This window comes from Noviherbaspirillum humi (assembly GCF_900188095.1).
GTDB classification, from domain to species: Bacteria; Pseudomonadota; Gammaproteobacteria; order Burkholderiales; family Burkholderiaceae_D; genus Noviherbaspirillum; species Noviherbaspirillum humi.
Genome location: NZ_FZOT01000032.1, coordinates 1 through 23,338 on the forward strand (window position 1 = coordinate 1; position 23,338 = coordinate 23,338).

At 63.0% G+C, this 23,338-nt stretch carries 24 protein-coding genes and 1 pseudogene; 10 read left to right on the top strand and 15 right to left on the bottom strand.

Going from position 1 to position 23,338, the window contains the following annotated elements; all coding sequences use genetic code 11:
• Positions 1-635 (top strand): annotated as a pseudogene (locus CHB88_RS25350) (hypothetical protein); the annotation flags it as partial.
• Between the two features lie 277 nt (positions 636-912).
• Positions 913-1,137, top strand: coding sequence for a hypothetical protein (locus CHB88_RS23580; protein ID WP_089401812.1), 225 nt, complete (start codon positions 913-915; stop codon positions 1,135-1,137).
• Positions 1,138-1,199: 62 nt separating this feature from the next.
• Here the strand turns inward: CHB88_RS23580 and CHB88_RS23585 are convergent, their stop codons facing one another.
• The 12 genes from CHB88_RS23585 to CHB88_RS23640 all read right to left on the bottom strand — a co-directional run bounded on the left by CHB88_RS23585 (position 1,200) and on the right by CHB88_RS23640 (position 14,224).
• Positions 1,200-1,661, bottom strand: coding sequence for an NUDIX domain-containing protein (locus CHB88_RS23585; RefSeq protein ID WP_089401813.1), 462 nt, complete (start codon positions 1,659-1,661; stop codon positions 1,200-1,202).
• Positions 1,661-4,399, bottom strand: a complete 2,739-nt coding sequence (locus CHB88_RS23590; protein WP_089401814.1) for a bifunctional diguanylate cyclase/phosphodiesterase — start codon at positions 4,397-4,399, stop codon at positions 1,661-1,663. Before CHB88_RS23590 ends, CHB88_RS23585 begins: the two co-directional genes overlap by 1 nt.
• A 261-nt stretch (positions 4,400-4,660) precedes the next feature.
• The gene (locus CHB88_RS23595; RefSeq protein ID WP_089401815.1) at positions 4,661-5,101 is read right to left on the bottom strand and encodes a DUF3305 domain-containing protein; all 441 of its coding nucleotides are present in this window, start codon (positions 5,099-5,101) and stop codon (positions 4,661-4,663) included.
• A gap of 43 nt (positions 5,102-5,144) precedes the next feature.
• Complete coding sequence (locus tag CHB88_RS23600) at positions 5,145-5,531, bottom strand: hypothetical protein (protein WP_089401816.1); 387 nt, start codon at positions 5,529-5,531, stop codon at positions 5,145-5,147.
• Between the two features lie 10 nt (positions 5,532-5,541).
• The gene (locus tag CHB88_RS23605; protein WP_089401817.1) at positions 5,542-6,081 is read right to left on the bottom strand and encodes a hypothetical protein; all 540 of its coding nucleotides are present in this window, start codon (positions 6,079-6,081) and stop codon (positions 5,542-5,544) included.
• 22 nt (positions 6,082-6,103) lie between these two features.
• Positions 6,104-7,216, bottom strand: a complete 1,113-nt coding sequence (locus CHB88_RS23610; protein ID WP_089401818.1) for a formate dehydrogenase subunit gamma — start codon at positions 7,214-7,216, stop codon at positions 6,104-6,106.
• A gap of 10 nt (positions 7,217-7,226) precedes the next feature.
• Positions 7,227-7,445: a hypothetical protein gene (locus tag CHB88_RS23615; protein ID WP_089401819.1), complete on the bottom strand. Its 219-nt coding sequence runs from the start codon at positions 7,443-7,445 to the stop codon at positions 7,227-7,229.
• Positions 7,442-8,125: a formate dehydrogenase FDH3 subunit beta gene (gene fdh3B, locus CHB88_RS23620; protein WP_245845223.1), complete on the bottom strand. Its 684-nt coding sequence runs from the start codon at positions 8,123-8,125 to the stop codon at positions 7,442-7,444. The genes CHB88_RS23615 and fdh3B overlap by 4 nt, the downstream gene beginning before the upstream one ends.
• A gap of 10 nt (positions 8,126-8,135) precedes the next feature.
• Positions 8,136-11,030, bottom strand: a complete 2,895-nt coding sequence (locus tag CHB88_RS23625) for a formate dehydrogenase subunit alpha (protein ID WP_089401821.1) — start codon at positions 11,028-11,030, stop codon at positions 8,136-8,138.
• Positions 11,031-11,039: 9 nt separating this feature from the next.
• On the bottom strand, positions 11,040-11,258 hold the full coding sequence (locus tag CHB88_RS23630) for a twin-arginine translocation signal domain-containing protein (RefSeq protein ID WP_089401822.1): 219 nt from the start codon (positions 11,256-11,258) through the stop codon (positions 11,040-11,042).
• A gap of 28 nt (positions 11,259-11,286) precedes the next feature.
• A complete protein-coding gene (locus CHB88_RS23635) occupies positions 11,287-11,958 on the bottom strand; it encodes a TorD/DmsD family molecular chaperone (RefSeq protein WP_089401833.1) in 672 nt (223 codons plus the stop codon).
• A gap of 343 nt (positions 11,959-12,301) precedes the next feature.
• A complete protein-coding gene (locus CHB88_RS23640) occupies positions 12,302-14,224 on the bottom strand; it encodes an AAA family ATPase (protein ID WP_089401823.1) in 1,923 nt (640 codons plus the stop codon).
• Between the two features lie 551 nt (positions 14,225-14,775).
• Between CHB88_RS23640 and trxC the strand changes: the two genes are divergently transcribed.
• Positions 14,776-15,207, top strand: a complete 432-nt coding sequence (gene trxC / locus CHB88_RS23645; RefSeq protein ID WP_089401824.1) for a thioredoxin TrxC — start codon at positions 14,776-14,778, stop codon at positions 15,205-15,207.
• A 21-nt stretch (positions 15,208-15,228) separates the two neighbouring features.
• Here trxC and CHB88_RS23650 read toward each other — a convergent pair whose 3' ends face one another.
• The 3 genes from CHB88_RS23650 to panD all read right to left on the bottom strand — a co-directional run bounded on the left by CHB88_RS23650 (position 15,229) and on the right by panD (position 17,387).
• Positions 15,229-16,224, bottom strand: a complete 996-nt coding sequence (locus CHB88_RS23650; RefSeq protein ID WP_089401825.1) for a DUF2272 domain-containing protein — start codon at positions 16,222-16,224, stop codon at positions 15,229-15,231.
• A gap of 105 nt (positions 16,225-16,329) precedes the next feature.
• Positions 16,330-16,980 (bottom strand): HugZ family pyridoxamine 5'-phosphate oxidase, encoded by a 651-nt coding sequence (locus CHB88_RS23655; protein ID WP_089401826.1) that lies wholly within the window; start codon positions 16,978-16,980, stop codon positions 16,330-16,332.
• A 41-nt stretch (positions 16,981-17,021) separates the two neighbouring features.
• The gene (gene panD / locus CHB88_RS23660; protein WP_089401827.1) at positions 17,022-17,387 is read right to left on the bottom strand and encodes an aspartate 1-decarboxylase; all 366 of its coding nucleotides are present in this window, start codon (positions 17,385-17,387) and stop codon (positions 17,022-17,024) included.
• Positions 17,388-17,754: 367 nt separating this feature from the next.
• Here panD and pstS point away from each other — a divergent pair, with 367 nt between their 5' ends.
• From pstS to CHB88_RS23695, 7 genes are all read left to right on the top strand, one after another.
• A complete protein-coding gene (pstS, locus tag CHB88_RS23665; RefSeq protein WP_089401828.1) occupies positions 17,755-18,798 on the top strand; it encodes a phosphate ABC transporter substrate-binding protein PstS in 1,044 nt (347 codons plus the stop codon).
• A gap of 200 nt (positions 18,799-18,998) precedes the next feature.
• On the top strand, positions 18,999-19,934 hold the full coding sequence (gene pstC, locus CHB88_RS23670; protein ID WP_089401834.1) for a phosphate ABC transporter permease subunit PstC: 936 nt from the start codon (positions 18,999-19,001) through the stop codon (positions 19,932-19,934).
• Positions 19,931-20,788 (top strand): phosphate ABC transporter permease PstA, encoded by an 858-nt coding sequence (gene pstA / locus CHB88_RS23675; RefSeq protein ID WP_089401829.1) that lies wholly within the window; start codon positions 19,931-19,933, stop codon positions 20,786-20,788. Before pstC ends, pstA begins: the two co-directional genes overlap by 4 nt.
• A gap of 17 nt (positions 20,789-20,805) precedes the next feature.
• A complete protein-coding gene (pstB, locus tag CHB88_RS23680; RefSeq protein WP_089401830.1) occupies positions 20,806-21,609 on the top strand; it encodes a phosphate ABC transporter ATP-binding protein PstB in 804 nt (267 codons plus the stop codon).
• 34 nt (positions 21,610-21,643) lie between these two features.
• The gene (phoU, locus tag CHB88_RS23685) at positions 21,644-22,351 is read left to right on the top strand and encodes a phosphate signaling complex protein PhoU (RefSeq protein ID WP_089401831.1); all 708 of its coding nucleotides are present in this window, start codon (positions 21,644-21,646) and stop codon (positions 22,349-22,351) included.
• Positions 22,352-22,353: 2 nt separating this feature from the next.
• On the top strand, positions 22,354-23,052 hold the full coding sequence (locus tag CHB88_RS23690) for a response regulator (protein WP_089401832.1): 699 nt from the start codon (positions 22,354-22,356) through the stop codon (positions 23,050-23,052).
• Positions 23,049-23,338 (top strand): DUF3329 domain-containing protein (locus CHB88_RS23695; protein WP_143131465.1); only part of this gene is annotated, 290 nt, incomplete at its 3' end. The genes CHB88_RS23690 and CHB88_RS23695, both read left to right, overlap by 4 nt.

Consider the following 23,338-nt stretch of genomic DNA (forward strand, 5'->3'; position numbering starts at 1 on the left):
GCAGCTATGCGATCGTGCCGTCCGGTCAAAGCTCGTCCAACTATGCCATCAGCTTCGTGGCGGGAAACCTGACCATTGGGGCAATACCGGCACCCGTGCCTTCGCCCACACCGCTGCCGACACCCACGCCGGTCGAGCCTCAGCCCCCAGGCACCCCGGCAACGGGCATCATCAGTCCGCCGCCGCTGCCCCGCTTTCCGCGCCTCATTACCGATACACCGACTTCGCCCGCGTCCTGGATCAAAACGGCGGGTTCGCCGCTTGAGGCGGTTGCGCCGATGATGACGCTGGCCTCGGGGGGCGGAAACGTCGTCGGCCATGAAAGCCACCTCACGCAGATCTGCTTCAGCGCCGCAACGCTCGAAGCGGATCCAGGGGGATGCATGGGGAAGCTTGCCGGCGCTTCCCTGCCGGATGCGACGCTGTCCGGCTGCGGGCGACCCGATAGCGTGACCGCCCGGCGTGTGGATGGCGCGGCCTTGCCCTCCTGGTTGACGTTCGACGAAAAGGCGCTGCGCTTCAGCGCCATCGATCCGCCGCCTGGCGCATTGCCCTTGCCGGTGGAGCTGAATATCCGCTGGCCGCAGGGCGGTGAAGCGCGTATTCGTACCTTGGTCGAGGCTTGCCATTCGTAGGCCTGCCGCTCGGCTTTTGCTTCAATCCATGGGCGGGCGCTCAGGAGATCGACGTTCGCGTGAATGCACCTGGCCCCTTGGGCCATATTCTGGCGGCGTGTATTTGAAGCCCCTAGGAATCCGCCGCGCATTTCCCTAGGAATCCGCCACGCTAGGCGGCATCCGCTTTCCTAATCCGTGTAGGACGATTCTGAACAAAGCTTGATGGCTCGCAAGAGTTGAAAGGCGGCATGCGGGCATACTTCGTTCATCCAATCACTCACTTACCGAGGCAACCATGAACCGCTCCCAGTCCACGCAAATCCTTGCCACCCTGATCGAAGACTACATCGATGCCACTTTGGGTGCGGAAGCCGGTGCGCGTGAGAAGCACGTCAAGCGCGAGGCCCTGCGTTCCATCATTCGTGTCGCGGAAATGGAGCAGACGCTGGCAATGAACGGCGCAGCGGAGCAGTACGAGGCGGTCGAGGAAGCGGTTGAGCCGCTGGCACTGGCAGCCTGACGAGAATCGCCGGCGGCCGGCGCCAGAAAGCGCGGCACCGGCGGCTTGCCGAAATGGCTGGCTTACCAGTCGAGCGCCAGCAGCCGCTGCGCCATGCGCGGCCAGCAGAGCCGGGAGATTTCCTGCCGAGACGCCCAGCAGAAGCCATCCATTTCGGGCGTTGAGACACCGGTCACGTGATGGGTAAAGTGGCTGGTGCAAATCAGGTGGCCGAGGCTGTCCAGCTCGGCTGGCGCATGCACCCGAAACAGGTGCAGCTGCTTGTCAGGGCGATAGTCGAAGCAACCGATTTCCTCGAACATTTCCGAATCGAACACCAGGCCGGTCTCCTCGCGCAATTCACGCATCGCGGCCTCCAGGCTGGATTCCCCGGGGTCGCGCAAGCCCTTGGGAATGTCCCAGTAGCCGGTGCCGGTCGCATGGCACAGCAGCAGCTTTCCGGTTGTGCTGATGACCAGGGTCCCGCAGGAAAGCATCTTGGGGCGGGCACGGCGCGCGGGCGAACCCTGAGCGTGATTTTTCATCAGGCCGCCGCCTCGCTGAGATCGAAAGAGGGCGGGAACAGAAAGCGTTTCTGCATCAGGCCGGGCATGTCGGCTGCCGGTACGGCATGGGAAACGAGGTAACCTTGCACTTCATCGCAGCCCAGCGATTGCAATGCATCCAGTTGCTCCGCGGTTTCCACGCCCTCCGCAACGATGCGCAGGTCCAGTGCGTCCGCCATGGAAACGATGGCCTTGAACAGCGCCTTGCCCTCGCTGCCTTCGCACAGCCGGTGCGTGAAGGCGCGGTCGACCTTGAGTACGTCGACATCCAGCTGCTGCAACTGCGACAGCGAGCTGTAGCCGGTACCGAAGTCATCCACCAGCAGCTTGACGCCGAGCGAGCGCACCGCATCGAGTTCGCCTGACACCATCCCGGCGTCGGAAAACATCGAGGACTCGGTGAGCTCGATGCCGATCAGCGAGGCGTCGATGCCATGCCGCGCCATGCAATCCGCCAGCATGCGCTCGACACTGCCGTTATTCAGCTGCAACGCCGAGACATTGATGGAGACCGGGACCACCGGCAAGCCCTGCGCCTGCCATTGCCCGATCTGGGCACATGCCTTTTCGATGACCATTTCCCCCAGTTTCGTGATCAGGCCGGTGTCCTCCGCCACCTGGATGAATTCCAGCGGCGGCAACAGGCCATGTTCCGGGTGCATCCATCGCACCAGGGCTTCCATGCTGCTCAGCTTGCCGCTCAGGGTGTCCACCCGGGGCTGGTAGTGCAGCACGAATTCGTCGCGTTCGATCGCCTGGCGCAGCGCTTGTTCCTTGTTCACCCGCAGGATCAGCCGGTCCGAGAGGTGGGACTGGTAGAAGTGGAATTGTCCCTTGCCCGCCGCCTTGGCGGCGTACATGGCCATGTCGGCATGCTTGAGCAGGGTGTCGCCGTCGGCGCCATCCTGGGGGAACATGCTGATGCCGATCGATGCATGCACGCGATGGCCGCTGCTGCGGGCCAGCGTGAACGGCTCATTCATCGCCTGGACGATGAGGCGCGCCAGCCGTGTCACGTCCTCGATGCGCCCGACCTGCTGCAGCACGATGGTGAACTCATCGCCGCCCAGCCGCACCACATGGTCGCTGGCCCGCACCAGCGATTTCAGCCGCTGCGCCGCGCCCTTGAGCAATTCATCGCCGGCGAGATGGCCGAGGGTGTCGTTGATGTTCTTGAAGTCGTCGAGGTCGATGAAGAGAAGGGCCACGCCGGCATCGGCGCTGCGCGCCTGTTCCAGCGCCAGCGGCAGGAAATTCATCAGCCAGTGGCGATTCGGGAGTGCCGTCAGGGTGTCGGCATTGGCCATGTTGGACAGCGCCTGTTCATGCGCCTTGATGTCCGACACGTCGCGCACGGTCATCGCCAGCCCGGCGCCGGAGCGCACCACCCGCCGGTGCATCCAGGTGGCGCTCATGCGGCTTTCCGGCGAAAGGCGCACTTCCTCTTCATGGAAGCCGGATTCCAGGCCGCGCTGGAAAAAGGCATTCATTTTTTGCAGAAATTCACCCGAATAGAGCGTCGAGAAATACTTGCCGATCAGATCCCGCTTGGCGTGGCCTACCATGCTGGCGCCGCGCTCGTTGCAATCCTCGATCTGATAATCCGAGGGGTGCCCGTTGCGTCCATATACCGGCCGGATCATGAAGAACCCTTCCCGCGCGCCATCCACCGCCAGGCGGAAGATGTTCTTGACCGCTTCGTCCTGCTGCTCGCGCCATGCCAGGCGGATGGCGAAGGCCATGCCGACCAGGGAAAAGGCGAGCAGCAGCAGGCTGCCCGCGATGCCCATGCCATGGTAAGCCTGGGCCGCCTTGTAATACGACGTGTACGCCTCCTCCTCGGACCGGGCCGACAGCACTACCAGCGGATATTTCTCCAGCTTTTGCCAGGCAATGATGCGCGCCTGGCCGTCGCGAAAGGCCGTGCCGGGCTGCTGGCGGATGCCGGTGCTGGCGTCGAAGGCGGGCGGCTCCAGGAAAAAGGTGGAGGTGAGGCCTTGCCGAGCGCCGAGCCGGCTTGCCAGCAGCGGACCGTTCTCCTTTTGTACGGCAAGCAGATCGTCGCTTCCCGCGAGGGCATCATCGTAGAACGCGGTCAGGAAAGCCGGCTCGGCGGTGATGCTGACTACGCCGTTGAATTCGCCGGCGCCGTTTTCGAGGCGGCGGCTGAATCGGACCGCGGTTTCGACGCCGGGGCTGGCGTTACCCGCTATCGCGATATGCAGGGCATCTGGCGCCGCCTGTTTCAGGATGACGAGATCGTCGGCGGCCGCCATCCCTGAGTCGGCGCCAGGCGCCGAACTTGCGATCAACCCGCCATCGCGGTTGAGAAGCACGAAGCGCAGCATCGGGCTCTCGGGAATGAAGCCTTTATGCCGCCAGGGTTCGAGTCGAGTCGACTGCGGCATCGAGGGCGCCGATTCGGCCTCGTGCTTCAGCATAAGCAACGCCTGGTCAATGCGCTCGACGGCATGGCTTGTCTGCCGAGCGTAGGCGCGGGCTGCAGACAAGGTCTGGCGCCGGGCCTGCTCGCGTGCCGTTTCCCACTCCTTCTCCACGCGCGACTGGATAACGCCCCACATCAGCATGCCGAGGATGAGGCCGACCGTCGGCCAGGCGAGGACGAGATGAAGATGCGCTTGCAGGAAGCGGAGTCTTTCGAGGCGCAGCGGCCCGGAATGGCGGAGAAGGGAAGGCTTGAACCAGGGTTTTTCCATTGGATGTCGTCGGGCTGGAGAATCGTACGGAATCTGCTTCGGGCGATCCCGCTGCCTGGGTCGACAGGCATGCTGGAACGCCCTAACTGGCGGCGACAACCCCTGAACCAGACTACGTAAGGCAGCCGAGGATGGGAAGCAGGGAACAAGCGCTGGAAGATTCTACGATGCAAGATGACCGTTGTGTATGCGATAAGAGAAACGCATCGGTCGGTGCCGGAATGTGAAAAATTGGCTGGGGCAGAACCGCGGTCGGCCGCGTCAACCGTGTCGCCGGCCGCGCTTTTCTTCCGGCCGGTAGTGAGCTTGCAGGTAGGCGCCCAGCCAGGCGTGCACTTCCTGCGGCATCGGCACGCCGTCGGCCGGGTCGCCGGAATCGAGCATGCGGGTGCCCTCGAGATAGCTGACGGAAGCGATGACCGGCATCGGCCGTTCCGCTTCCATGCGCCAGCGCACGAATACCTTGGGCTCGGGCGCTATCCAGTTCTCGAAATAGCCGGCGTTTTCATCCGGGTAGAGTTCGAGTTGAAGTCCCGAGAAGAGAACCGTTTCCTTGCCTTCCTCCTGTCTCAGCGGCTGAACTGCCGGCAGGTCGCCATGCTGAAGCGCTACGCCGACGATCGACCAGGAAGCGTCGGCCCAGGGATGGTTGACCGGGCGTCGCTGCATGATCACCGCGATCGGCATGCGGCCCATCAGCATGGCCGGCTCCAGGCGCGCGCTACCGGGACGGAAAGCGGCATGGCTACTTCGCTGCCGCCGGCTTGGCGTCGGGCTTGACGTCGGTGCTCGGCGGCGCCGTGCCCTGCTTCTCGCTGCGGATGGGCGGGTTTGGGGCGGCGGCGCCTTGTCCGCCCTGGTTGCCGCTCGCCGCCTGAGCGCCGGCGCCGGAACTGGCGGGGTAAGTTTGCCAGCCATTGGTGGAAGCGGTTTCGCGCCAGCGCTTGGCCACCGCGTTCATGGAGGCGTCGAGCTCCTGCTTGGCTTTTTCCTGCTCGGCGTCGGCCTGCGCCTTCTTCTGCGCAGCCGACTGCTGCTGTTCCGGCGTGGGCGGCGGCAGCTTGGCCTGCGCCTGCGCGCCGATCAGCGAAGCCAGCACTGCGCCGATGAAAATCCGTGCGTCGATCATCATGCATTGCTCCTCATTTGGCTGGTACCGAGGCGCTCGATGCGCCCTGCGGCCCCTTCGGCGAATCCGCTGTGCCGCCGGTGTTGCCATTCGCCGTAGCGCCTGCGGCACTGCTGCTGGTTGCCGCGCCGCCAGTGTTGCCGCCGGAGCCCTGGGGAATGCCGGGCGTGCCGGATGGTTGCGCGGCCTGCGCACCAGTGCCGGCGCCGGTGTTGGGAGCGGCGCTCGCGGGCGGCGTGCCGGCCGTTGCGGAAGAACTGCCGGTCGGGCTGTTGGCCGTGCCGCTGCTGTGGGTGCCGCCGAGGGCCGCGCCGCTGGTGTTGCCGCCGGACCCCTGCGGAATGCCGGGCGTGCCGGACGGCATCACGTCCTGGGCGCTCTTGCTGGAGCGGGCCATCACCTCGCCGCTGCTGAAGCCGCCAGCGGTGATCTGGCCGGGGAATTTGGTTTGCCGAACGCCATTGTCGGCCACGGCTGCCTTGTTGTCGTCGCAGCCGGCGCCGGCCAGCAGCGTCAGCAGAAGCGTGGCGGCAAGGCTCAGCTTGGTCTTCATGGCAGGTCCTTTCGAGCGGGTCTCAATGCGAGGTGCGCGGGTGCGTCGGCGTGCCCGGCGGCAGCGGATCGGCTGGGCCGGCGCGCTGGCCGGTCACGTGCTCGTACCACAGCGCATGGTGGGCGCGCGCCCATTCCTCGTCCACCGTGCCATGGCGCATGCCGTCGTAGGCGCCCGGCGTGCCCCAGGTGCCGATGTAGATGTGGCCCATCGCGGCGGCCATGTACAGCGCGCCGGCGGCGAGGTGGAAATAATTGGCCCATTGCGTGATGTAGCGGGTCTGGCCGAAGTTGACGAAGTTCAGCACCAGGCCGCTGATCGACATGATCAGGCCGAGCAGCACCACGCCGCCCCAGAACCAGACCTTCTCGCCGGCGTTGAAATAGCCGGCCGGCACATGTTCATGGGTGAGCAGGCCGCCGCCCTTGCGCACCCAGAGCCAGTCGTAGCGGTTGAAGAAATTGCGGCGCAGGTAGGTGATGAACATCGCGATCGTGCACAGCACGAACAGCGGCCCGACGAAGTTGTGCAGATACTTGGAGATGATCGCCAGCCAGGAGAAGGCCACATGCCCCATGATCGGAATCAGCACCTTCTTGCCAAAGAGGATGATCAGGCCGCTGATGGCCAGCACGAGGAAACTGATGGCGGTGGCCCAGTGGATCGTGCGGTCCCAGCTGGAAAAGCGCTGGATGCGGCGCCCCGACTCCGGCCGGTCCAGCCTTGCCGGGCCCACCGCCTGGTAGAAGCCGAAGATCAGCAGCGGCACCACCAGCAGCAGCACGCCGGCGATGCTGGCGATCGGCCCGTTGCGCAGCGTGCGCCAGGTATTGCCGCCGCGCTGGAGGATCAGTTCCTGCTCGCCCTGATTCGAGCTATGGTTGCCGGGCGGGATGAGGTAGTGCCGGTCGAAATGCCGCTTGCCGGAGGCGGCGCTGTCCCAGCCCGGCTGCGGCGCATCCTTTTCCTGCTGCAGGATGGTCTGCTCTTCCGCGTAGGCCGGCACCGCGTCTTCATTCGGCACCGCGGCCCGCGCCGGCAGCCACAGCAGCAGGGCGACCAGGGTGAGCAGCATGGACAGCAGCAGAAACTGCAGGCGCTGGCGCGGCAAGGCTGGGATTCGATGGTTTCGCATGCTGGTCTCCTCAGGGCTTGGCCCGCCGGAATTCATTCTGCTTCTGGTTGCGGTTGCTGATGGCGGCCCACCACGCCAGGCGGTCGCCCTGGAAGTTGGCCTGCTGCGCCATGTTGTCCTTCTTGCCGTTGTACTCCCCATGGCGCCAGCCCGGATGCTGTTCCACTTCGAGGCAGCCGCACAGCAGGAGGGACAAGGCTCCCATCGTCAGATAGCTTCGTGACTTCATGTCGGCAGCTTCCTCGGCGTGTTCTGGATATCGTTCGGCGTCTGGTTGGTGCGCGAGCCGTTGCCGCTGATCGGATCCTGGGCGCGGACCTTGGGATTGTAGGCAATGTCCCAGCCCCACAGTTCCGGCCCGTAGCCGCGGGTATCGACTCTTTCCTTGTAGATGCCGGCAATGATGTCGGCCTCGCCGCCCAGCAGCGCCTTGGTGCCGCACTGCTCGGCGCAGGAGGGCAGCTTGCCTTCGCTGATGCGGTTGCGGCCGTATTTCAGGAACTCGGCTTCGGTATTGTCCGGCTCCGGACCGCCGTTGCAGAAGGTGCACTTGTCCATCTTGCCGCGATGGTTGAAGGCGCCGGTTTCCGGGAATTGCGGCGCGCCGAAGGGGCAGGCGAAATAGCAGTAGCCGCAGCCGATGCACAGGTCCTTGTCGTGCAGCACGATGCCATTTTCGGTGTGGTAGAAGCAGTCCACCGGACATACCGCCATGCAGGGCGCATTGGTGCAGTGCATGCAGGCCACGGAGATCGAGTGCTCGCCCGGCACGCCGTCGTTGATGGTGACCACCCGGCGCCGATTCACGCCCCAGGGCGTTTCATGCTCGTTCTTGCAGGCGGTGACGCAGCCCATGCAATCGATGCAGCGCTCGGTGTCGCAAATGAATTTCATTCTGGCTGTTGCCATGTCCTTCTCCTCAGGCCCGCGCCAGGCGGCACAGGGATACCTTGGTCTCCTGCATCATGGTGACGGCGTCGTAGGCATAGGTCCATCCGGTGTTGGCCGCTTCGCCGCGCACGATCGGCGCCGCGCCTTCCGGATACTTGTGCAGCAGGTCCTCGCCCATCCACCAGCCGCCGAAGTGGTAAGGCATCCAGACGGTGCCCTGCGGCACGCGCTGGGTCACCATCGCCATCACTTTCAGGCGCGCGCCGCTCGGCGTTTCCACCCAGATGTAATCCGAGGTCTTCACCCTCAGCTGCGCGGCGTCATGCGGATTCACCTCCGCGAACATGGCCTGCTGCAGTTCCGCCAGCCAGGGATTGGAGCGGGTCTCGTCGCCGCCGCCCTCGTACTCCACCAGGCGGCCGGAGGTCATGATGAGCGGGAAGTCCTTCGAGAAGTCCACCGCCTGCACCGACTTGTACAAGGTCGGCAGGCGCCAGAAGGCGGCCTTGTCCTCGTATGTGGGGAATTTCGATACCAGGTCGCGGCGCGGGCTCATCAGCGGCTCGCGGTGCACCGGCACCGGATCGGGGAAGTTCCAGACGTGGCAGCGGGCGCGGGCATTGCCGTAGGGTGCGCAGCCATGCTTGATCACCACCCGGATGATGCCGCCCGAATTGTCGGTCTTCCAGTTCTTGCCCTCGGCCTGCGCCTGCTCCTCGGCGGTGAGTTCGTTCCACCAACCCAGGCGCTTCAGGAACACATGATCGAACTCGGGATAGCCGACATCGACCTCGCTGTCCCTGGTGGCCGAGCCGTCCGCCGCCAGCAGCGGCACGCCGTTGTGCTCGACGCCCCAGTTGGCGCGGAACGGCAGTCCGCCCTCTGCCACCGGCTTCGACAGGTCGTACAGGATGGGGGTGCCGGGGTGCTTCATTTCCGGCGTGCCCCAGCATGGCCAGGGCAGGCCGTAATAATCGCCCTTGCACGGACCCGACTCGGCGCGCAGCGTGGTCGGATTGAAGGTGTGCTTGTACTGCATGTGCAGCTTCAGCCGCTCCGGCGAACAGCCGGTGTAGCCGATGGTCCAGCAGGATCGGTTGATCTCGCGCAGGATGTCCTCGATCACCGGCTCGTTGTTGACCACCTTGATGTTCTTGCACATCTCTTCCGCAAAGCCGAATTTCTTCGCGAAGAGATACATGATCTCGTGGTCGGTCTTGCATTCGAACAGCGGCTGGATCACCCGTTCGCGCCACTGGATGGAGCGGTTGGAAGCGGTGCATGAACCCTGGGTCTCGAACTGCGTGGACGCCGGCAGCAGGTAGACGCCATCCTTCCGCCCGTGCATGGCGGCGGTCATGGTCGGATAGGGATCGATCACCACCAGCATGTCCAGCTTCTGCATCGCCGCCTTCATGTCCGGCAGGCGCGTCTGCGAGTTGGGCGCATGACCCCAGTAGACCACCGCCCGCAGGTTGCTCGGCTGGTCGACATAGTCGTTGCGTTCGGTGACGCCGTCGAACCAGCGCGACACCGTCATGCCGGGCTTCTCCATCAGCTGCTTTGAAGCGAAGCGCGACACCAGCCAGTTGTAGTCCACGCCCCAGACGGTGGCGAAGTGCTTCCAGGCGCCCTCGGCAATGCCGTAGTAGCCGGGAAGGGAATCGGGATTGGGGCCGACGTCGGTCGCGCCCTGCACATTGTCGTGGCCGCGGTAGATGTTGGCGCCGCCGCCGGCGACGCCGATATTGCCCAGCGCCAGCTGCAGGATCGATAGCGCGCGCACGTTGGCGGTGCCGACATGGTGCTGGGTGATGCCCATGCACCACACCACCGAAGAGGGCCGGTTCAACGCCAGCATCTCGGCCGCCTTGCGCACCGCTTCCTCCGGCACGCCGGTCACGTCGGATACCTTGTCGGGTGTCCACTTCGCCACTTCCTTGCGCACCTCGTCCATGCCATAGGTGCGCTTGGCGATGTAATCCTTGTCTTCCCAGCCGTTCTGGAAGATGTGCCACAGCACGCCCCAGACGAAGGCGATGTCGGTGCCCGGCCGGATGCGCACGTAGTGATGGGCGAAGCGCGCGGTTCGGGTGAAGCGCGGATCGACCACGATCATCTTCGCGCCCAGCTCTTTCGCATGCAGGAAGTGCAGCATGGAAATCGGGTGCGCTTCGGTCGGATTCGAGCCGATGAATATCACCGCCTTGCTGTGATGCAGGTCGTTGAAGGAGTTGGTCATCGCGCCGTAGCCATAGGTCTGGGCGACGCCGGCGACGGTGGTGGAGTGGCAGATGCGGGCCTGGTGGTCGCAATTGTTCGAGCCCCACATGGAGACGAATTTGCGCAGCAGATAGGACTGCTCGTTGTTGTGCTTGGAGGAACCGATCCAGAACACGGCGTCCTGGCCGGCCTGCTGCCGGATCTGCAGGAGCTTGTCGCCGACTTCCTTGATCGCCTGATCCCACGAAATGCGCTGGTATTTGCCGTCCACCAGCTTCATCGGATAGCGCAGCCGGTGCTCGCCATGGCCATGCTCGCGCACCGAGGCGCCCTTGGCGCAATGGGCGCCCATGTTGATCGGCGAATCGAAGGCGGTGTCCTGGCGCACCCAGACGCCGTTCTGCACCACCGCCACCACCGAGCAGCCGACCGAGCAATGGCTGCAGACGGTGTTCTTGATTTCCACCTTGCCGTCGGCCGGCGGCTTCACCTGCTGCGCCGAGGCCGGCTTGATGACGTTCAGCGGCAGATGTCGCGCCAGCACGCCGGCACCGGCGGTGAGTCCGGCCCGGACCAGGAAGGTGCGGCGGTCCATGGTGGCGATGGCCGACGCCATGCTGCGGATGTGGCGCGTGCCGAGGATGCCGGCGCCCGCCTTGGCGGCGGGCGTGCCGGTGCCGGGTTTGCGGGTCAGTGCCATGGGCGACTCCTAGAAGCGGGCCAGGTTGTAGTACTTCCGTATGTGGTCGGTCTCGTGATAGCCGCTCTTGGGTTCTTCCTCATCCGCCGGCAACGCTTCCGGCAGAGCCTCGGCCTGCGCCGACGGCGCGCCGAACAAGGCGGCGGCTGCGCCGAGCAGGCCCACGCCGCGCGAGCTGCGCAGGAAATCGCGCCGTGTCAGATCTGGTTCATCGTGTTTCATTGCCATGCCTCTTTGCGGTAGTGGTTCCGTCGGGCTAATTGATGCAGGCGTTCTCTTCCATCTCGAACGCCTCGGCTTCGATATCGAGAAAGGCCTGGACGAAGTCCGCCACCCGGCGGTAGAAGTTGGCCTCCGTCGCCAGGCGGATGTCATCCAGGCAGCGCCGGTACCAGGGTTTCAGGTGAACATCGAAGAAAGCTTTCTGCCGAGCGAGGGACTGGCGCGTCGCGCCCGGCATGCCGGCCTGCTCGCCGGCGATCATCAGCCGCATCGCTTCGCACAGCGCGGCGAGATGGTCTTCCATCTCGCCGGCATCGGCCGAGCGTGCCAAGCCCAGATCCGCCAGTTCGCCGCGCAGCTTGGCCAGCGGCTTCTCGTTCAGGAAGCCGGCGATATAGAAGGAACCGTAGGGATTGATCTTCGGGTTGCCGATGCTGATGAAGAGGCTGTCGAACTCTTCCTTGGCTGCCTCGGGGTCCATGGCGGCGGCTGCCGCGATCAACTGCTCCCAGGCAGAGTCGAGCGGATTGTCGGCCTGCGCATCGAGCGAATCGGCGCCTGCCAGCGCCTGAAGCAGGGCAGCGTCGGGAGGCGCCAGCAGCAGGCGAGCGGAGAGCGCATAGAAATCCGCCCGCGCCTGATCCTCCTGCGGCAGGGACGGGACGAACGACAACTCGGTGATGCGAGGCGATCCAAGCGGATCCATCGGCGCGGGCATCCTTGTTCAGTGTTGTATGTATGCTGGTCTTTGCAGTCACATAGCAACGGGCATGCCATTTCGCCAATCGATGTCAGCAAATCATGTTTTGCTTTGCGAAGGAAACGGTATCGGAGAAAAAAGGGATAAACCATTGCACACAGGAGAATGCAAAGGTCGAAGATGGAAATAATTACTCCAGTAATTTTTGCAATTTGTGGAGTTTATTACCTATGCAGCCGGCAAAATTGAATGGATAGGCGGGTGTAATCCAGGCACATATGCCCGAAAGCAAAAAAGCCGTTGCCGATATTTTCGGCAACGGCTTCATGTCTCGATTGTGGTCGCTGAATCAGGCAGCGAGGCGCTGTTCCTGCATCAGCTCATCCAGAAGCTCGAAGACTTCATCTTTGGAAAGCACGTAGCGATCCAGAAGGGTGGTCTTCAGGGACCACATCACATCCTTGTAGTCCGTCATCGCTTCCAGCGTGCGGGTGTAGAGCTCATCCGCCTTGGCTTCCAGCAGCTTGACGGCTTCTTCATGCGCGCCTTCATGCTTGAGCTGGCTGTAGTCGATCTTCGAGTGTGAATACATCGACAGGCGGTTCACCATCAGATCAAGCTTGGCGGTGACTTTCTGGATGTCGTTCTGGCTGCCGACCGAAATGCCGCGGGCGCCGTAGAACAGTTCTTCCGCCGCGCAGCCGCCATAGAGCTGGATGACGTCCTGCTCGAGTTCTTCCAGGGTCTGCAGGGAAACATCGTCGCCTGAGGACAGCACGTAACCCAGGGCGCCAACCTTGGACACCGATTCAGTGCTGATCTTCAGCAGGCTGGAACGCGCCTTCACTTCGGCGAGCGGCAAGCCCTGCCTCAGCAGCGGATCGATCTGCATGAAGAAGTGGCCGAGCTCATGCAGGGCGACACGCTCGCGTTGCTTGTTCTTTTCGGCGGTGGTGGCGCGGTCGGTCAAGCCGATGGCGGCACGCTCGAAGGCGCGGAACAGCACGTCGGTGGTGATCACGGCCTTTTCGTGGATGGCGATCATGCTGGCGCGGTCAACCACCGTTTCCACCAATGCCGGGCTCATGTTGGCGGTGATGTCGGCCACATAGTCCAGGTTGATGTTGTTCCAGTCCACGCAGCCTTCGTCCTTCTTCGAAAGAAACACGCGCAGCAGCTCGCGGCGTTCGGACTTGTTCGGCAGGCGGAAGTTAATCTTCACGGCGAAGCGACGCAGCATCGCTTCGTCCATCTGGCTGTTGGCATCGTCGAAGTTGGAGGCGACCACCCAGATCACGCCGTTGCCTTCGTCGCTCTTGACGCCGTCGAGCAGGCTGAGCAGGGTGTTGGCGGTATCGTCGTCCCACTTCTTGTCGCCGCGGCCGCGGGGCATGAACAGGCTTTGGGCTTCGTCCAGGAAGATGATGCAGCGGCCCTGAGCCACGGCCTTCTTGTAGATGCTGTTGAGCGCTTTGGAGCCGCCGCCCACGAAGCCGGACTCGAGGCCCGAGCCGGAAGCCTGGATCAGGGGCACGTTCAGCTTCTTCGCCAGATAGCCGGCGAGCTTGGTCTTGCCGGTGCCGGCCGGGCCGGTGAGCATGACGTTGAACGGCTTGTCGATATTGTGCGAGCGGTAAAGATTGCGGTTGACGATCATCTCTTCGAGGTGAGCGACTTCCTGCTTGATGTCTTCCATGCCGATCAGGTCATCCATGCTGCCCTTCAAGCTGTCAGGCTTGACCAGCGAAGCGCCGCCGCCCATGCCGTGGAAATGCTTGCGTGCAGTGATGCCGATGAAAAGCAGCAGGGCGATGCCGAACACGTTACGCAGCAGGAAGGAACCGGTCTCCATCCAGAAGCCATGCTGGGCATCCTCATCCTGCAGGATTTCCTTGTGCTGGACGAGGTACTCGTCCTTGGCGATGGAATACGGAATGCTGTTCTTCAGCAGCACTTCACGCTCCAGGTTCATGTGGGAAGTGCTGGGCACCTTCACCACGTGGATCTTGGCATCATCCTTGTACTTGAAAACATAGCGGGGGAATTCCGACAGCGGCTTGGCCAGCAGCATGTACTCCAGGCGTTCGCGGTTGTTCACCAGCGCGGTGATTTCGGAAATGTCCTGGGAGTGAACCACCGGGTTGGTCTTGCCGAGGACTGCAGGCTTGTAATTCACTGCACTGATCGCCAGCAGGACGAGGAACATCAGCGCGAATGCGGCGCGCACATAAATGTTCTTCGAGAATTCATAGATCTTGGAAAAGCTTGGCATTATGAAATCCGTCTAATGGGGTTTGGCGGCAAGGCGGGCTTGTCATTTTTCTATCCCGCCTGCAATGTTTCAATTCAGAACCCTTAGGACACACCTGCTTGTAATTGGTTGCCCCGTTTCAAAAAATTTTTGCCGATGAAGGAAATCGCTTTCCTCTAGCGGCAACGAGGTTTGTCATTGGGAATGACCGGTCGCGCATAGAGGCAGGGCGGAAAGACGTAGCCAGCCGCAGGCGGGGGGCGATTGGCAGGATGAACTGGGCAGAGGATCATGGATGCGTCTGACGTAAAGAACAAGGTCGAGGAAGTCCGGGCTTGCCATGCCGGCGCATGAAGCATGGATGCGCGCTCGAACTTCGGCTTCCTCCCCGGAGCGGACGCATCGGTTGCGATTCGCGCCGCAGGGACAATCAAAGCACGACCGCATTAAATCGACAAAGTTCATTTTGCGCGGCCAAAGCGCTTGAAAAAGCGTGTCAATGCGCTTGCATGCCCATGAACCGCTCTTGAAAAATGCCGATTTGACAGCACCTCCGACGCAAGGAGAAAGCCATGCATGTCGTCTGCCCGTACTGCCATACCACCAACCGCGTACCGCCGGAACGGCTGACCGAGTCGCCGGAATGCGGACGCTGCCACCAATCCCTAATGCCCGGCCATCCCGTCGAACTGAATGCTGAGCAGTTCGACAAGCACCTGAGCCGCAGCGACCTGCCCTTGCTGGTGGATTTCTGGGCGCCGTGGTGCGGCCCATGCAGGACGGTGGCGCCGGCTTTCGAATCCGCCGCAGCCGAGCTCGAGCCCCACATAAGGCTGGTGAAGGTCAATACCGAGGAAGAACAGATCCTGGCGGCGCGCTACGGCATCCGCAGCATTCCGACATTGGCTTTGTTTGCCGGCGGCAGGGAAGTGGCCCGGCAGGCCGGTGCCATGGGCGCGCCGGACATCGTTCGTTGGGCGCGCAGCATGCAGGCACGAGCCTGACCAGATTGCCGAATATTTGCGCTAGCGGACGAGCTGCAACAGCACGCCCCAATGCTGGCTGTTGAAATTCTGGCGCGGACAAGCGCTCAGGCCGGTACACGCCGGTTCCTTTTCCGCCTTCGCCGGTGCGGCATGACTGCGCGACAGGGCGAGCGCGTCATTTAATTTCAGCCGCCTGAGTGTAATCGACTGCAGCACGTTGCCTCCGACGACATCGGCCTTTCTTGCCGCCTGGTCGACATGAATGACCAAATCGCAATGCGCCGGTGTGATGAAGCCTGGCGCCCGGGCGGCTTTGCGCCAGGCGTCGAAGCCGCGCAGCGGCTGCGATCCGCGGGCGTAGCACAACAGGTCGCCGCCGCGCGGGCGGGTGCGATAGGGATCGCAGGCGCGATAAGCGTAGCCCTCGGGAGCGTCGAACGCGCGCTTGATGTAGTCGGCATGGGTGGCGGAGTAGCGAAAGGCGGCATCGGGCATTCCCGATTGGTGCATGACATAGGAAATGAAGGCGGCCGACCATGGCGTATCGTTGAGCGCCGTCCGCACGGCGGCTTCCCGTGCCGCCGCGCCCATCGGGCCGGCTGCCAGCGCATCCAGCCCGCTGAGGAGCTGGCGCAGTTCCGCTTCCCGCGGCCGCCCGGCGCTGCGCCGGTCGTCGAGCAGGCCAGGCAGATAGCTGATCTTGAGTTCGCCGCTCTGGTCGGAAGCGTGCTTTTCCAGCGTCCGCCAGTACTCCCATACCCGGCGCCAGGCGAAGCGATCCGGCGGCGTCATGCCGGGTGTCGATTCGATCAGGGGCTCTGCTTCCGATTCCACCGATCCGAACTTCACCAGCCGTCCCTCCGCATCGATGCGGTGGCCGCTGAATTCCCGATATTCTTTCAGCGCCGCATTGGCGATGGATTGTCCCAGCGCCGAAGGTTCGCCGGGCGAATCGCAGGCATCGTTATTGGCCAGCGCCGTGAGAGGGAGAATGAAGAACAGGGAGGAAATCTTGGAAAAGGCAAAACGGCGCACCAGGGACCTCTACTCTGCAAAGAGATTCGGCGCGGCCGGATGGCCGCCCGAGTCCCGCATTGTAGCGGCGGAAATCTCTGGCTTGAGAAGAAATGAAAGGCGGGATTAGAGCGCTGCCAGGACGCGCCGCGCCGAGGACTCCAGTTGCTGGATGCTGGTAGGCATGGACGAAAAGCCAAGCCGCTCGCGCTCGCTGTTTCTTTCCAGGTCGATGCCATAGGCATCCAGCCCGAGCAGACGCGTGCCGGCGGGCAGCAGGGCGCCCAGTTCATGGTGCAGCGCCTTTTCATCGGCAAGCGGCAGCGTGCTGACGGCCTGCCAATCGGCTTCCTCTATCCATCCCATTTCCCCGAAGCCGGCGACAAAGCGGGCACGCCGCGGGCTGAGGCGGTAGAAGCGGAAGTCGCCGAGATCGAGATAGCGCCTCCCTTCCGGGTGATAACGCAGATAGCGTTCCACCAGCGCTTCCTCCGGCTCGCAGGGTGCCGCATCGCCCAGCAGGGTCAACCGCGAACCGGCAAGCACGTTTTTGCTGCCGGACTCCGCTACCAGCAGGCTGGAGCGGGCGTCGGCCTGGAGATTGCGGGTATGCTCAGCCAGACCGCTGATGAGAAACAGCGGACGGTGAGCCTCGTCAAGCGCATACGGTGCGAGCGAACCGAAGGGATAGCCCGGCAACTGCGTCGAATGCGTCGTCAGCGTACCGAAGCTGCCTTGATGCAGCAGCGCGAGAACAGCGGACAGATTGACTTTCATGACGAGGCCATACTGCTCGATAAGCGTGGACCAGAGTGTGTTCAGTCGATCTTCTTGATGCCGGAGATGCGGTTCTTTTCGTCCAGGAAGACCACTTTCGGCGTATAGCTGTTGACTTCTTCCTCATCCAGCGGCGCGAAGGTGCAGATGATCAGCAGATCGCCCAAGTGCGCCTTGCGCGCGGCGGCGCCATTGAGGGCGATCGCGCCGCTGCCGCGCTCCGCCTTGATGGCATAGGTGGAGAAGCGTTCGCCATTGTTAACATTGTACAGTTCGATTTTCTCGAATTCGCGAATGTCCGCTGCCTCAAGTAGATTCTCGTCAATGCCGCACGAGCCTTCGTAGTGGAGATCGCACTGGGTGACGCTGGCGCGGTGGAGTTTGGAGCGAAGCATGATGCGTTTCATGGCGGTTTCCTTCTGTCCTGACTATCGGTAGTGCACGCATGCAACCTGCTCGGAATTGCATGCAAAAAAAAGCCCGCAGACCTTGCGGCAGCGGGCTAATCCAATTCAGAGAAATTGGAGGAGACGGGAGAAACTATACCGCAAGAAACATTGATCCGCGATTCACAATAGTGATAACAGTTATGTTCCCGGCAGATAACTAACGGAGCTGATCAAGGACCAATCTCGGATTTGCAAACAGAGAGGAAACGGGCAGCAAAATTTCCTCTTTGGCTATTTATGACAAGCCGTTCGCATGTCATCAAGCTGTCACAATTGTTTATTACAGTGCGCGTGTCTTCTTTCCGACCCTCACCATGGAGTAGATATGCGACTGTTCAAAATCCTCTCGGCAGCTGTACTGGCAGCGGGCGCCGCACTGGCGGTTTCGCCTGCCATGGCCGCCGACATCACCGGCGCCGGCGCCACCTTCCCGTACCCGATCTATGCCAAGTGGGCCGAAGAATACAAGAAAGCCACCGGCACCGGCCTGAATTACCAGTCCATTGGTTCGGGTGGCGGCATCAAGCAGATCAAGGCCAAAACGGTCGACTTCGGCGCTTCCGACATGCCGCTCAAGAACGAGGAACTGGAAGCGGATGGCCTGATGCAGTTCCCGGCCATCATGGGCGGCGTGGTGCCGGTGATGAACCTGGAAGGCGTGACGCCGGGCCAGTTAAAGCTTACCGGCGAGGTGCTGGCTGCCATCTATCTCGGCAAGATCACCAAGTGGGATGCGCCCGAAATCGCCAAACTGAATCCCGGCGTGAAGCTGCCGTCGGCCGAAATCACCGTCGTGCACCGGGCCGACGGTTCCGGTACCTCTTTCCTGTTCACCGATTATCTGTCCAAGAGCAGCCCCGACTTCAAGAGCCAGGTGGGCGCCGGCACAGCGGTGAAGTGGCCGGTGGGCGTGGGCGGCAAGGGCAATGAAGGCGTGGCTGCCAACGTGCAGCGGGTCAAGAATGCCATTGGCTACGTCGAGTACGCCTACGCCAAGAAAAACAAGATGAGCCATGCCCAGCTGAAGAATCGCGACGGCCAGTTCGTGCAGCCGGATGACGAAACCTTCAAGGCGGCGGCTGCTGGCGCCGACTGGTCCAAGACCCCGGGCTTCGGCGTAGTGCTGACCGACCAGGCCGGCAAGAACAGCTGGCCGATCACCGGCGCCTCTTTCATCCTGATGCACAGGAGCCAGGCCGATGGCGCCAAGGGCCGCGAAGTGCTGAAGTTCTTTGATTGGGCCTACAAGAACGGCGGTGCCGTGGCAGCTGATCTCGACTACGTCGCCATGCCTGCGCCGGTCGTCAAGCTGGTGCAGGACGCCTGGAAGGCGCAGCTCAAGGACAGTGCCGGCAAGGCCGTCTGGTAAGCGCCGACGAGCACACGCCAGGAAGCGGTGAAGGCTGCATCGGGCTGCGTCCAGCACCTGACGCAGTCTTCCCGGTTCCGACAAGCACATTCATGAATCCACTCTTCCCAAGCACCGTGACTACCGCCACCCGCCAAGAGCATTCGCTTGCACGATCAACGCCGGAGCGCGCTGCGGCCGATGCCTTGCTGCACGGCGTGATGCGCCGCCAGCGGCTGCAGGACTTCCTGTTCCACAAGATCACGCTATTCTTCGCCCTGAGCGTGCTGCTGGTGTTGGCCGGCATCATCGTATCGCTTATCATCGGCGCCATACCGGCCTTCGCCGAGTTCGGCCCGGCCTTCGTCACCACCGTCGAATGGGACCCGGTCAACGACCAGTATGGCGCCCTGATCGCCATCGCCGGCACTCTCTCCACTTCCTTCATCGCCCTGCTGCTGGCGTTTCCGATCAGTTTCGGCATCGCATTGTTTCTGACCGAGATCTGCCCCGCTTCCCTGCGCCGCCCGCTCGGCACCGCGGTCGAGCTGCTGGCCGGCGTGCCCAGCATCATCTACGGCATGTGGGGCTTGTTCGTGTTCGCGCCGCTGTTCGCCGACTATGCGCAGCCGGCGCTCTCCGCCACCCTCGGCCAATTGCCCGGTATCGGCGCCCTGTTCCGCGGCCCGATGATGGGCATCGGCATCCTCACCGCCGGCCTGATCCTGGCGGTGATGATCATTCCCTTCATCTCCTCCGTCATGCGCGACGTGTTCGAGATCGTGCCGGCGGTGCTTAAGGAGTCCGCCTATGGTCTCGGCTGCACCAAGTGGGAAGTGGTGCGCCAGATCGTGCTGCCCTATACCAAGACCGGCGTGGTCGGCGGCGTCATGCTCGGCCTGGGCCGGGCGCTGGGGGAAACCATGGCGGTAACCTTCGTCATCGGCAATGCGCACAAGCTGTCCTGGTCGCTGTTCGCCGCCGGCAACAGCATCGCCTCCACCCTGGCCAACGAGTTCGCCGAGGCGGAATCGAAACTCCACGTTTCTTCGCTGTTCGCCCTCGGCCTGATCCTGTTCGTCATCACCTTCATCGTGCTGTCGGCCGCTAAGCTCATGCTTGCCGGCCTGTCGCGCCGCGAAGGAGCCAAGTCATGAACGCCTCCACCAACTCTGTCTACCGTCGGCGCCTGCTGCGCCACCGCCTGGGCATCGGCTTCTCCGTCGCCGCCATGGCCCTCGGCCTGTTCTTTCTCGGCTGGATCCTGTTCACGCTCCTGATCAAAGGCGCCGGCGGCCTGAGCCTGGCGATGTTCACCGAGACAACGCCTGCGCCCGGAAGCGACGGCGGCGGCCTGATGAATGCCATCGTCGGCAGCTTGATGATCGTCGGCGCCGCTACGCTCATCAGCACCCCGATCGGCATCCTGGCCGGCATTTACCTGGCCGAGTACGGCGAGGAGAGCGCGCTGGCTCAAGTGACGCGCTTCGTCACCGACATCATGCTCTCGGCGCCCTCCATCGTGGTCGGCCTGTTCGTGTATGCGGTCTACGTGGCCAATGTGAAGCACTTCTCCGGCTGGGCCGGCACCTTCGCCATCTCGCTGATCGCGATTCCGGTGGTGGTGCGCACCACCGACAACATGTTGAAACTGGTGCCCAGCAGCCTGCGCGAAGCTGCCTTTTCGCTCGGCGCGCCGCGCTGGAAGGTCGCCATGCTGGTGCGCTTGCGGGCGGTCAAGGCCGGCGTCATCACCGGCGTGCTGCTGGCGGTGGCGCGCATTTCGGGCGAAACCGCGCCGCTGCTGTTCACCGCCCTGAACAACCAGTTTTTCAGCGCCGACATGAACCAGCCGCTGGCGAACCTGCCGGTGGTGATCTTCCAGTTCGCCATGAGCCCCTACGACAACTGGCGCTCGCTGGCATGGGGCGGCGCGCTGCTGATCACCTTCAGCGTGCTCGGCCTGAACATCCTGTCCCGCACCCTGTTCCGCCAGAAGGCGCCGAACTGAAAAGGCATCGAACCGACATGACACCCGTTATCGAAACCACCCGCCCTGCCGCCGGCACGACGCCACTGACCGCCACGCTGGCGGTGCGCAACCTGAACTTTTACTACGGCACCTTCCAGAGCCTGAAGCACATCAACCTCGACATTTACGAGAAGAAGGTCACCGCCTTCATCGGCCCGTCCGGCTGCGGCAAGTCGACCCTTCTGCGCACTTTCAACCGCATGTACGATCTGTATCCCGCCCAGCGCGCGGTGGGCGAGATCGTGTACCAGGAGCGAAACATCCTGGCTCCCGGCGTCGACGTTAACATGCTGCGCGCCAAGGTTGGCATGGTGTTCCAGAAGCCGACGCCGTTCCCGATGTCGGTGTACGACAACATCGCCTTCGGCGTGCGCCTGTACGAGAACCTGTCGCGCGGCGAAATGGATGAGCGGGTGGAGTGGGCGCTGAAGAAAGCGGCGCTGTGGACGGAAGTGAAGGACAAGCTGAACAAGAGCGGCCTGAGCCTGTCCGGCGGCCAGCAGCAGCGGCTGTGCATCGCGCGCGGCGTCGCGGTCAAGCCGGACGTGCTGCTGCTGGACGAGCCGACCTCGGCGCTGGATCCGATTTCCACGGCGAAGATCGAGGAACTGATCGCCGAACTGAAGGAGGAGTACACGATCGCCATCGTCACTCACAACATGCAGCAGGCGGCGCGCTGCTCGGACTACACCGCCTACATGTATCTCGGCGAACTGGTCGAATTCGGAGAAACCGACCAGATCTTCATGAAACCGGCGAAGAAGGAAACCCAGGACTACATCACCGGCCGCTTCGGCTGAATGCTGGAAACCAACAGACGAAAGGGAAAGCGTAATGCCCGGAGACCATTCCTCTAAACAGTTTGACCTGGACCTGGAAGCGATCCGCTCCAAGGTGCTGAGCATGGGCGGGCTGGTGGAAAGCCAGTTCGCCGACGCGGTGCAGTGCTTCCGCAGCGGCGACATTCCACGCGCCGAGCAGGTGATCAAGGCGGACGAAAACGTCAACCGGCTGGAAGTGACGCTGGATGACGCCTGCAGCCACCTGATCGTGCGCAGGCAGCCGGCAGCCAACGACCTGCGCACGGTGATGGCGACGCTGAAGGTGATCACCGACCTGGAGCGCATCGGCGACGAAGCGACGAAGATTGCGCGCACCGCGAAGAGTCTGCATGAACGCGGGCCGGTGGGCGGGCTGAATCACTACGAGTCGGTTCGAGTGATGGCTGAAAACACCGCCGATCTGCTGCATGACGCGCTCGACGCCTTCGCCCGCCTGGACGAAGGCCAGGCCGCGCGCATCATCGCGCGGGACGCCACCATCGACAACGAATTTGGGGCGATCATCCGCACCATGATCACCTTCATGATGGAAGACCCCCGCACCATTTCGACGGCGCTCGATACCCTGTGGGTAGCCAAGGCGCTGGAGCGCATCGGCGACCACGCCAAGAACATCGCCGAATATGTCATCTACGTCGTCGAGGGCAAGGATATCCGGCATAGCGACTATGTCTATACCCGGTTGGGCAGCGCAATCTGAGCATGGTGTCCGACAAGACTAGCGTGCTGATCGTCGAGGACGAGCCGGCGATCGCCGAATTGGTTTCTTTCACCGTCAGGGGGGCCGGTTGGGAACCGATTCTCGCCGCGAACTCGGCGGAAGGCTGGCAGGTGCTGCGAGACCATTCGCCGCAAGTCGTGCTGCTCGACTGGATGCTGCCTGACCAGTCCGGTCTGCGTTTGCTATCCCGTCTGCGCTCCGACCCGCAGATGCGTCAGCTGCCGGTCATCATGCTTACTGCGAAAAGCATGGAAGAGGACAAGATCGCCGGACTCGATCAAGGCGCGGATGACTACATCACCAAGCCGTTCTCGCCACGCGAGCTGGTTTCCCGCATCCGTGCGCTCATGCGGCGCAAGAGTCCGGAGCACGGCGAGTCACCCCTTGCCGTCGGCCAACTGGCTCTCGATCCGCGCAATTGCAGCGTCAGTTTCGCTGGACGAATGCTGGAGATGGGGCAGGCGGAATATCGCCTGCTCAAATTTCTGATGGCCCATCCGGAACGCGCCTTCAGTCGCGGCCAGCTGCTCGACAAGGTGTGGGGCAATCATGTCGCCATCGAAGAGCGAACGGTGGATGTGCACGTACTTCGGCTGCGCAAGGCGCTGAAGGCGGCTGAAGGCCTGATCCGCACGGTACGTGGCGTGGGTTATATGCTTTCAGAGAGATCAGGGCAATGAACCCGGCTGTGCTCTTTTGGATTCCGGCATCGCTTCGCCTGTTGCTCCTGACGATCGCGGCGAGCGTGACGGCGGTGTTTTTCGGGCCTGCCGTGGGGCTCGCGTTTGCCTCTCTCGCACTGGCGCTGTTTCTCTTTCTTCAACTGAGCTATTTGTACCGGCTGGGCCGCTGGCTGGACGACCCCGTGGGAAGCCGGCTGCCGGACGGCTGGGGCGCCTGGAGCGACATCTTCTCCCGGCTCTACAAGCTGCGCCGCGACGACGAGCGCAACCAGGCCGAGCTGGC

Coding starts and splice junctions, on each gene's coding strand:
- CHB88_RS23580 (WP_089401812.1), top strand. CDS start 913: ATGAACCGCTCCCAGTCCACGCAAATCCTTGCCACCCTGATCGAAGAC.
- CHB88_RS23585 (WP_089401813.1), bottom strand. CDS start 1,661: ATGAAAAATCACGCTCAGGGTTCGCCCGCGCGCCGTGCCCGCCCCAAG.
- CHB88_RS23590 (WP_089401814.1), bottom strand. CDS start 4,399: ATGGAAAAACCCTGGTTCAAGCCTTCCCTTCTCCGCCATTCCGGGCCG.
- CHB88_RS23595 (WP_089401815.1), bottom strand. CDS start 5,101: ATGCTGATGGGCCGCATGCCGATCGCGGTGATCATGCAGCGACGCCCG.
- CHB88_RS23600 (WP_089401816.1), bottom strand. CDS start 5,531: ATGATGATCGACGCACGGATTTTCATCGGCGCAGTGCTGGCTTCGCTG.
- CHB88_RS23605 (WP_089401817.1), bottom strand. CDS start 6,081: ATGAAGACCAAGCTGAGCCTTGCCGCCACGCTTCTGCTGACGCTGCTG.
- CHB88_RS23610 (WP_089401818.1), bottom strand. CDS start 7,216: ATGCGAAACCATCGAATCCCAGCCTTGCCGCGCCAGCGCCTGCAGTTT.
- CHB88_RS23615 (WP_089401819.1), bottom strand. CDS start 7,445: ATGAAGTCACGAAGCTATCTGACGATGGGAGCCTTGTCCCTCCTGCTG.
- fdh3B (WP_245845223.1), bottom strand. CDS start 8,125: ATGGCAACAGCCAGAATGAAATTCATTTGCGACACCGAGCGCTGCATC.
- CHB88_RS23625 (WP_089401821.1), bottom strand. CDS start 11,030: ATGGCACTGACCCGCAAACCCGGCACCGGCACGCCCGCCGCCAAGGCG.
- CHB88_RS23630 (WP_089401822.1), bottom strand. CDS start 11,258: ATGGCAATGAAACACGATGAACCAGATCTGACACGGCGCGATTTCCTG.
- CHB88_RS23635 (WP_089401833.1), bottom strand. CDS start 11,958: ATGGATCCGCTTGGATCGCCTCGCATCACCGAGTTGTCGTTCGTCCCG.
- CHB88_RS23640 (WP_089401823.1), bottom strand. CDS start 14,224: ATGCCAAGCTTTTCCAAGATCTATGAATTCTCGAAGAACATTTATGTG.
- trxC (WP_089401824.1), top strand. CDS start 14,776: ATGCATGTCGTCTGCCCGTACTGCCATACCACCAACCGCGTACCGCCG.
- CHB88_RS23655 (WP_089401826.1), bottom strand. CDS start 16,980: ATGAAAGTCAATCTGTCCGCTGTTCTCGCGCTGCTGCATCAAGGCAGC.
- panD (WP_089401827.1), bottom strand. CDS start 17,387: ATGAAACGCATCATGCTTCGCTCCAAACTCCACCGCGCCAGCGTCACC.
- pstS (WP_089401828.1), top strand. CDS start 17,755: ATGCGACTGTTCAAAATCCTCTCGGCAGCTGTACTGGCAGCGGGCGCC.
- pstC (WP_089401834.1), top strand. CDS start 18,999: ATGCGCCGCCAGCGGCTGCAGGACTTCCTGTTCCACAAGATCACGCTA.
- pstA (WP_089401829.1), top strand. CDS start 19,931: ATGAACGCCTCCACCAACTCTGTCTACCGTCGGCGCCTGCTGCGCCAC.
- pstB (WP_089401830.1), top strand. CDS start 20,806: ATGACACCCGTTATCGAAACCACCCGCCCTGCCGCCGGCACGACGCCA.
- phoU (WP_089401831.1), top strand. CDS start 21,644: ATGCCCGGAGACCATTCCTCTAAACAGTTTGACCTGGACCTGGAAGCG.
- CHB88_RS23690 (WP_089401832.1), top strand. CDS start 22,354: ATGGTGTCCGACAAGACTAGCGTGCTGATCGTCGAGGACGAGCCGGCG.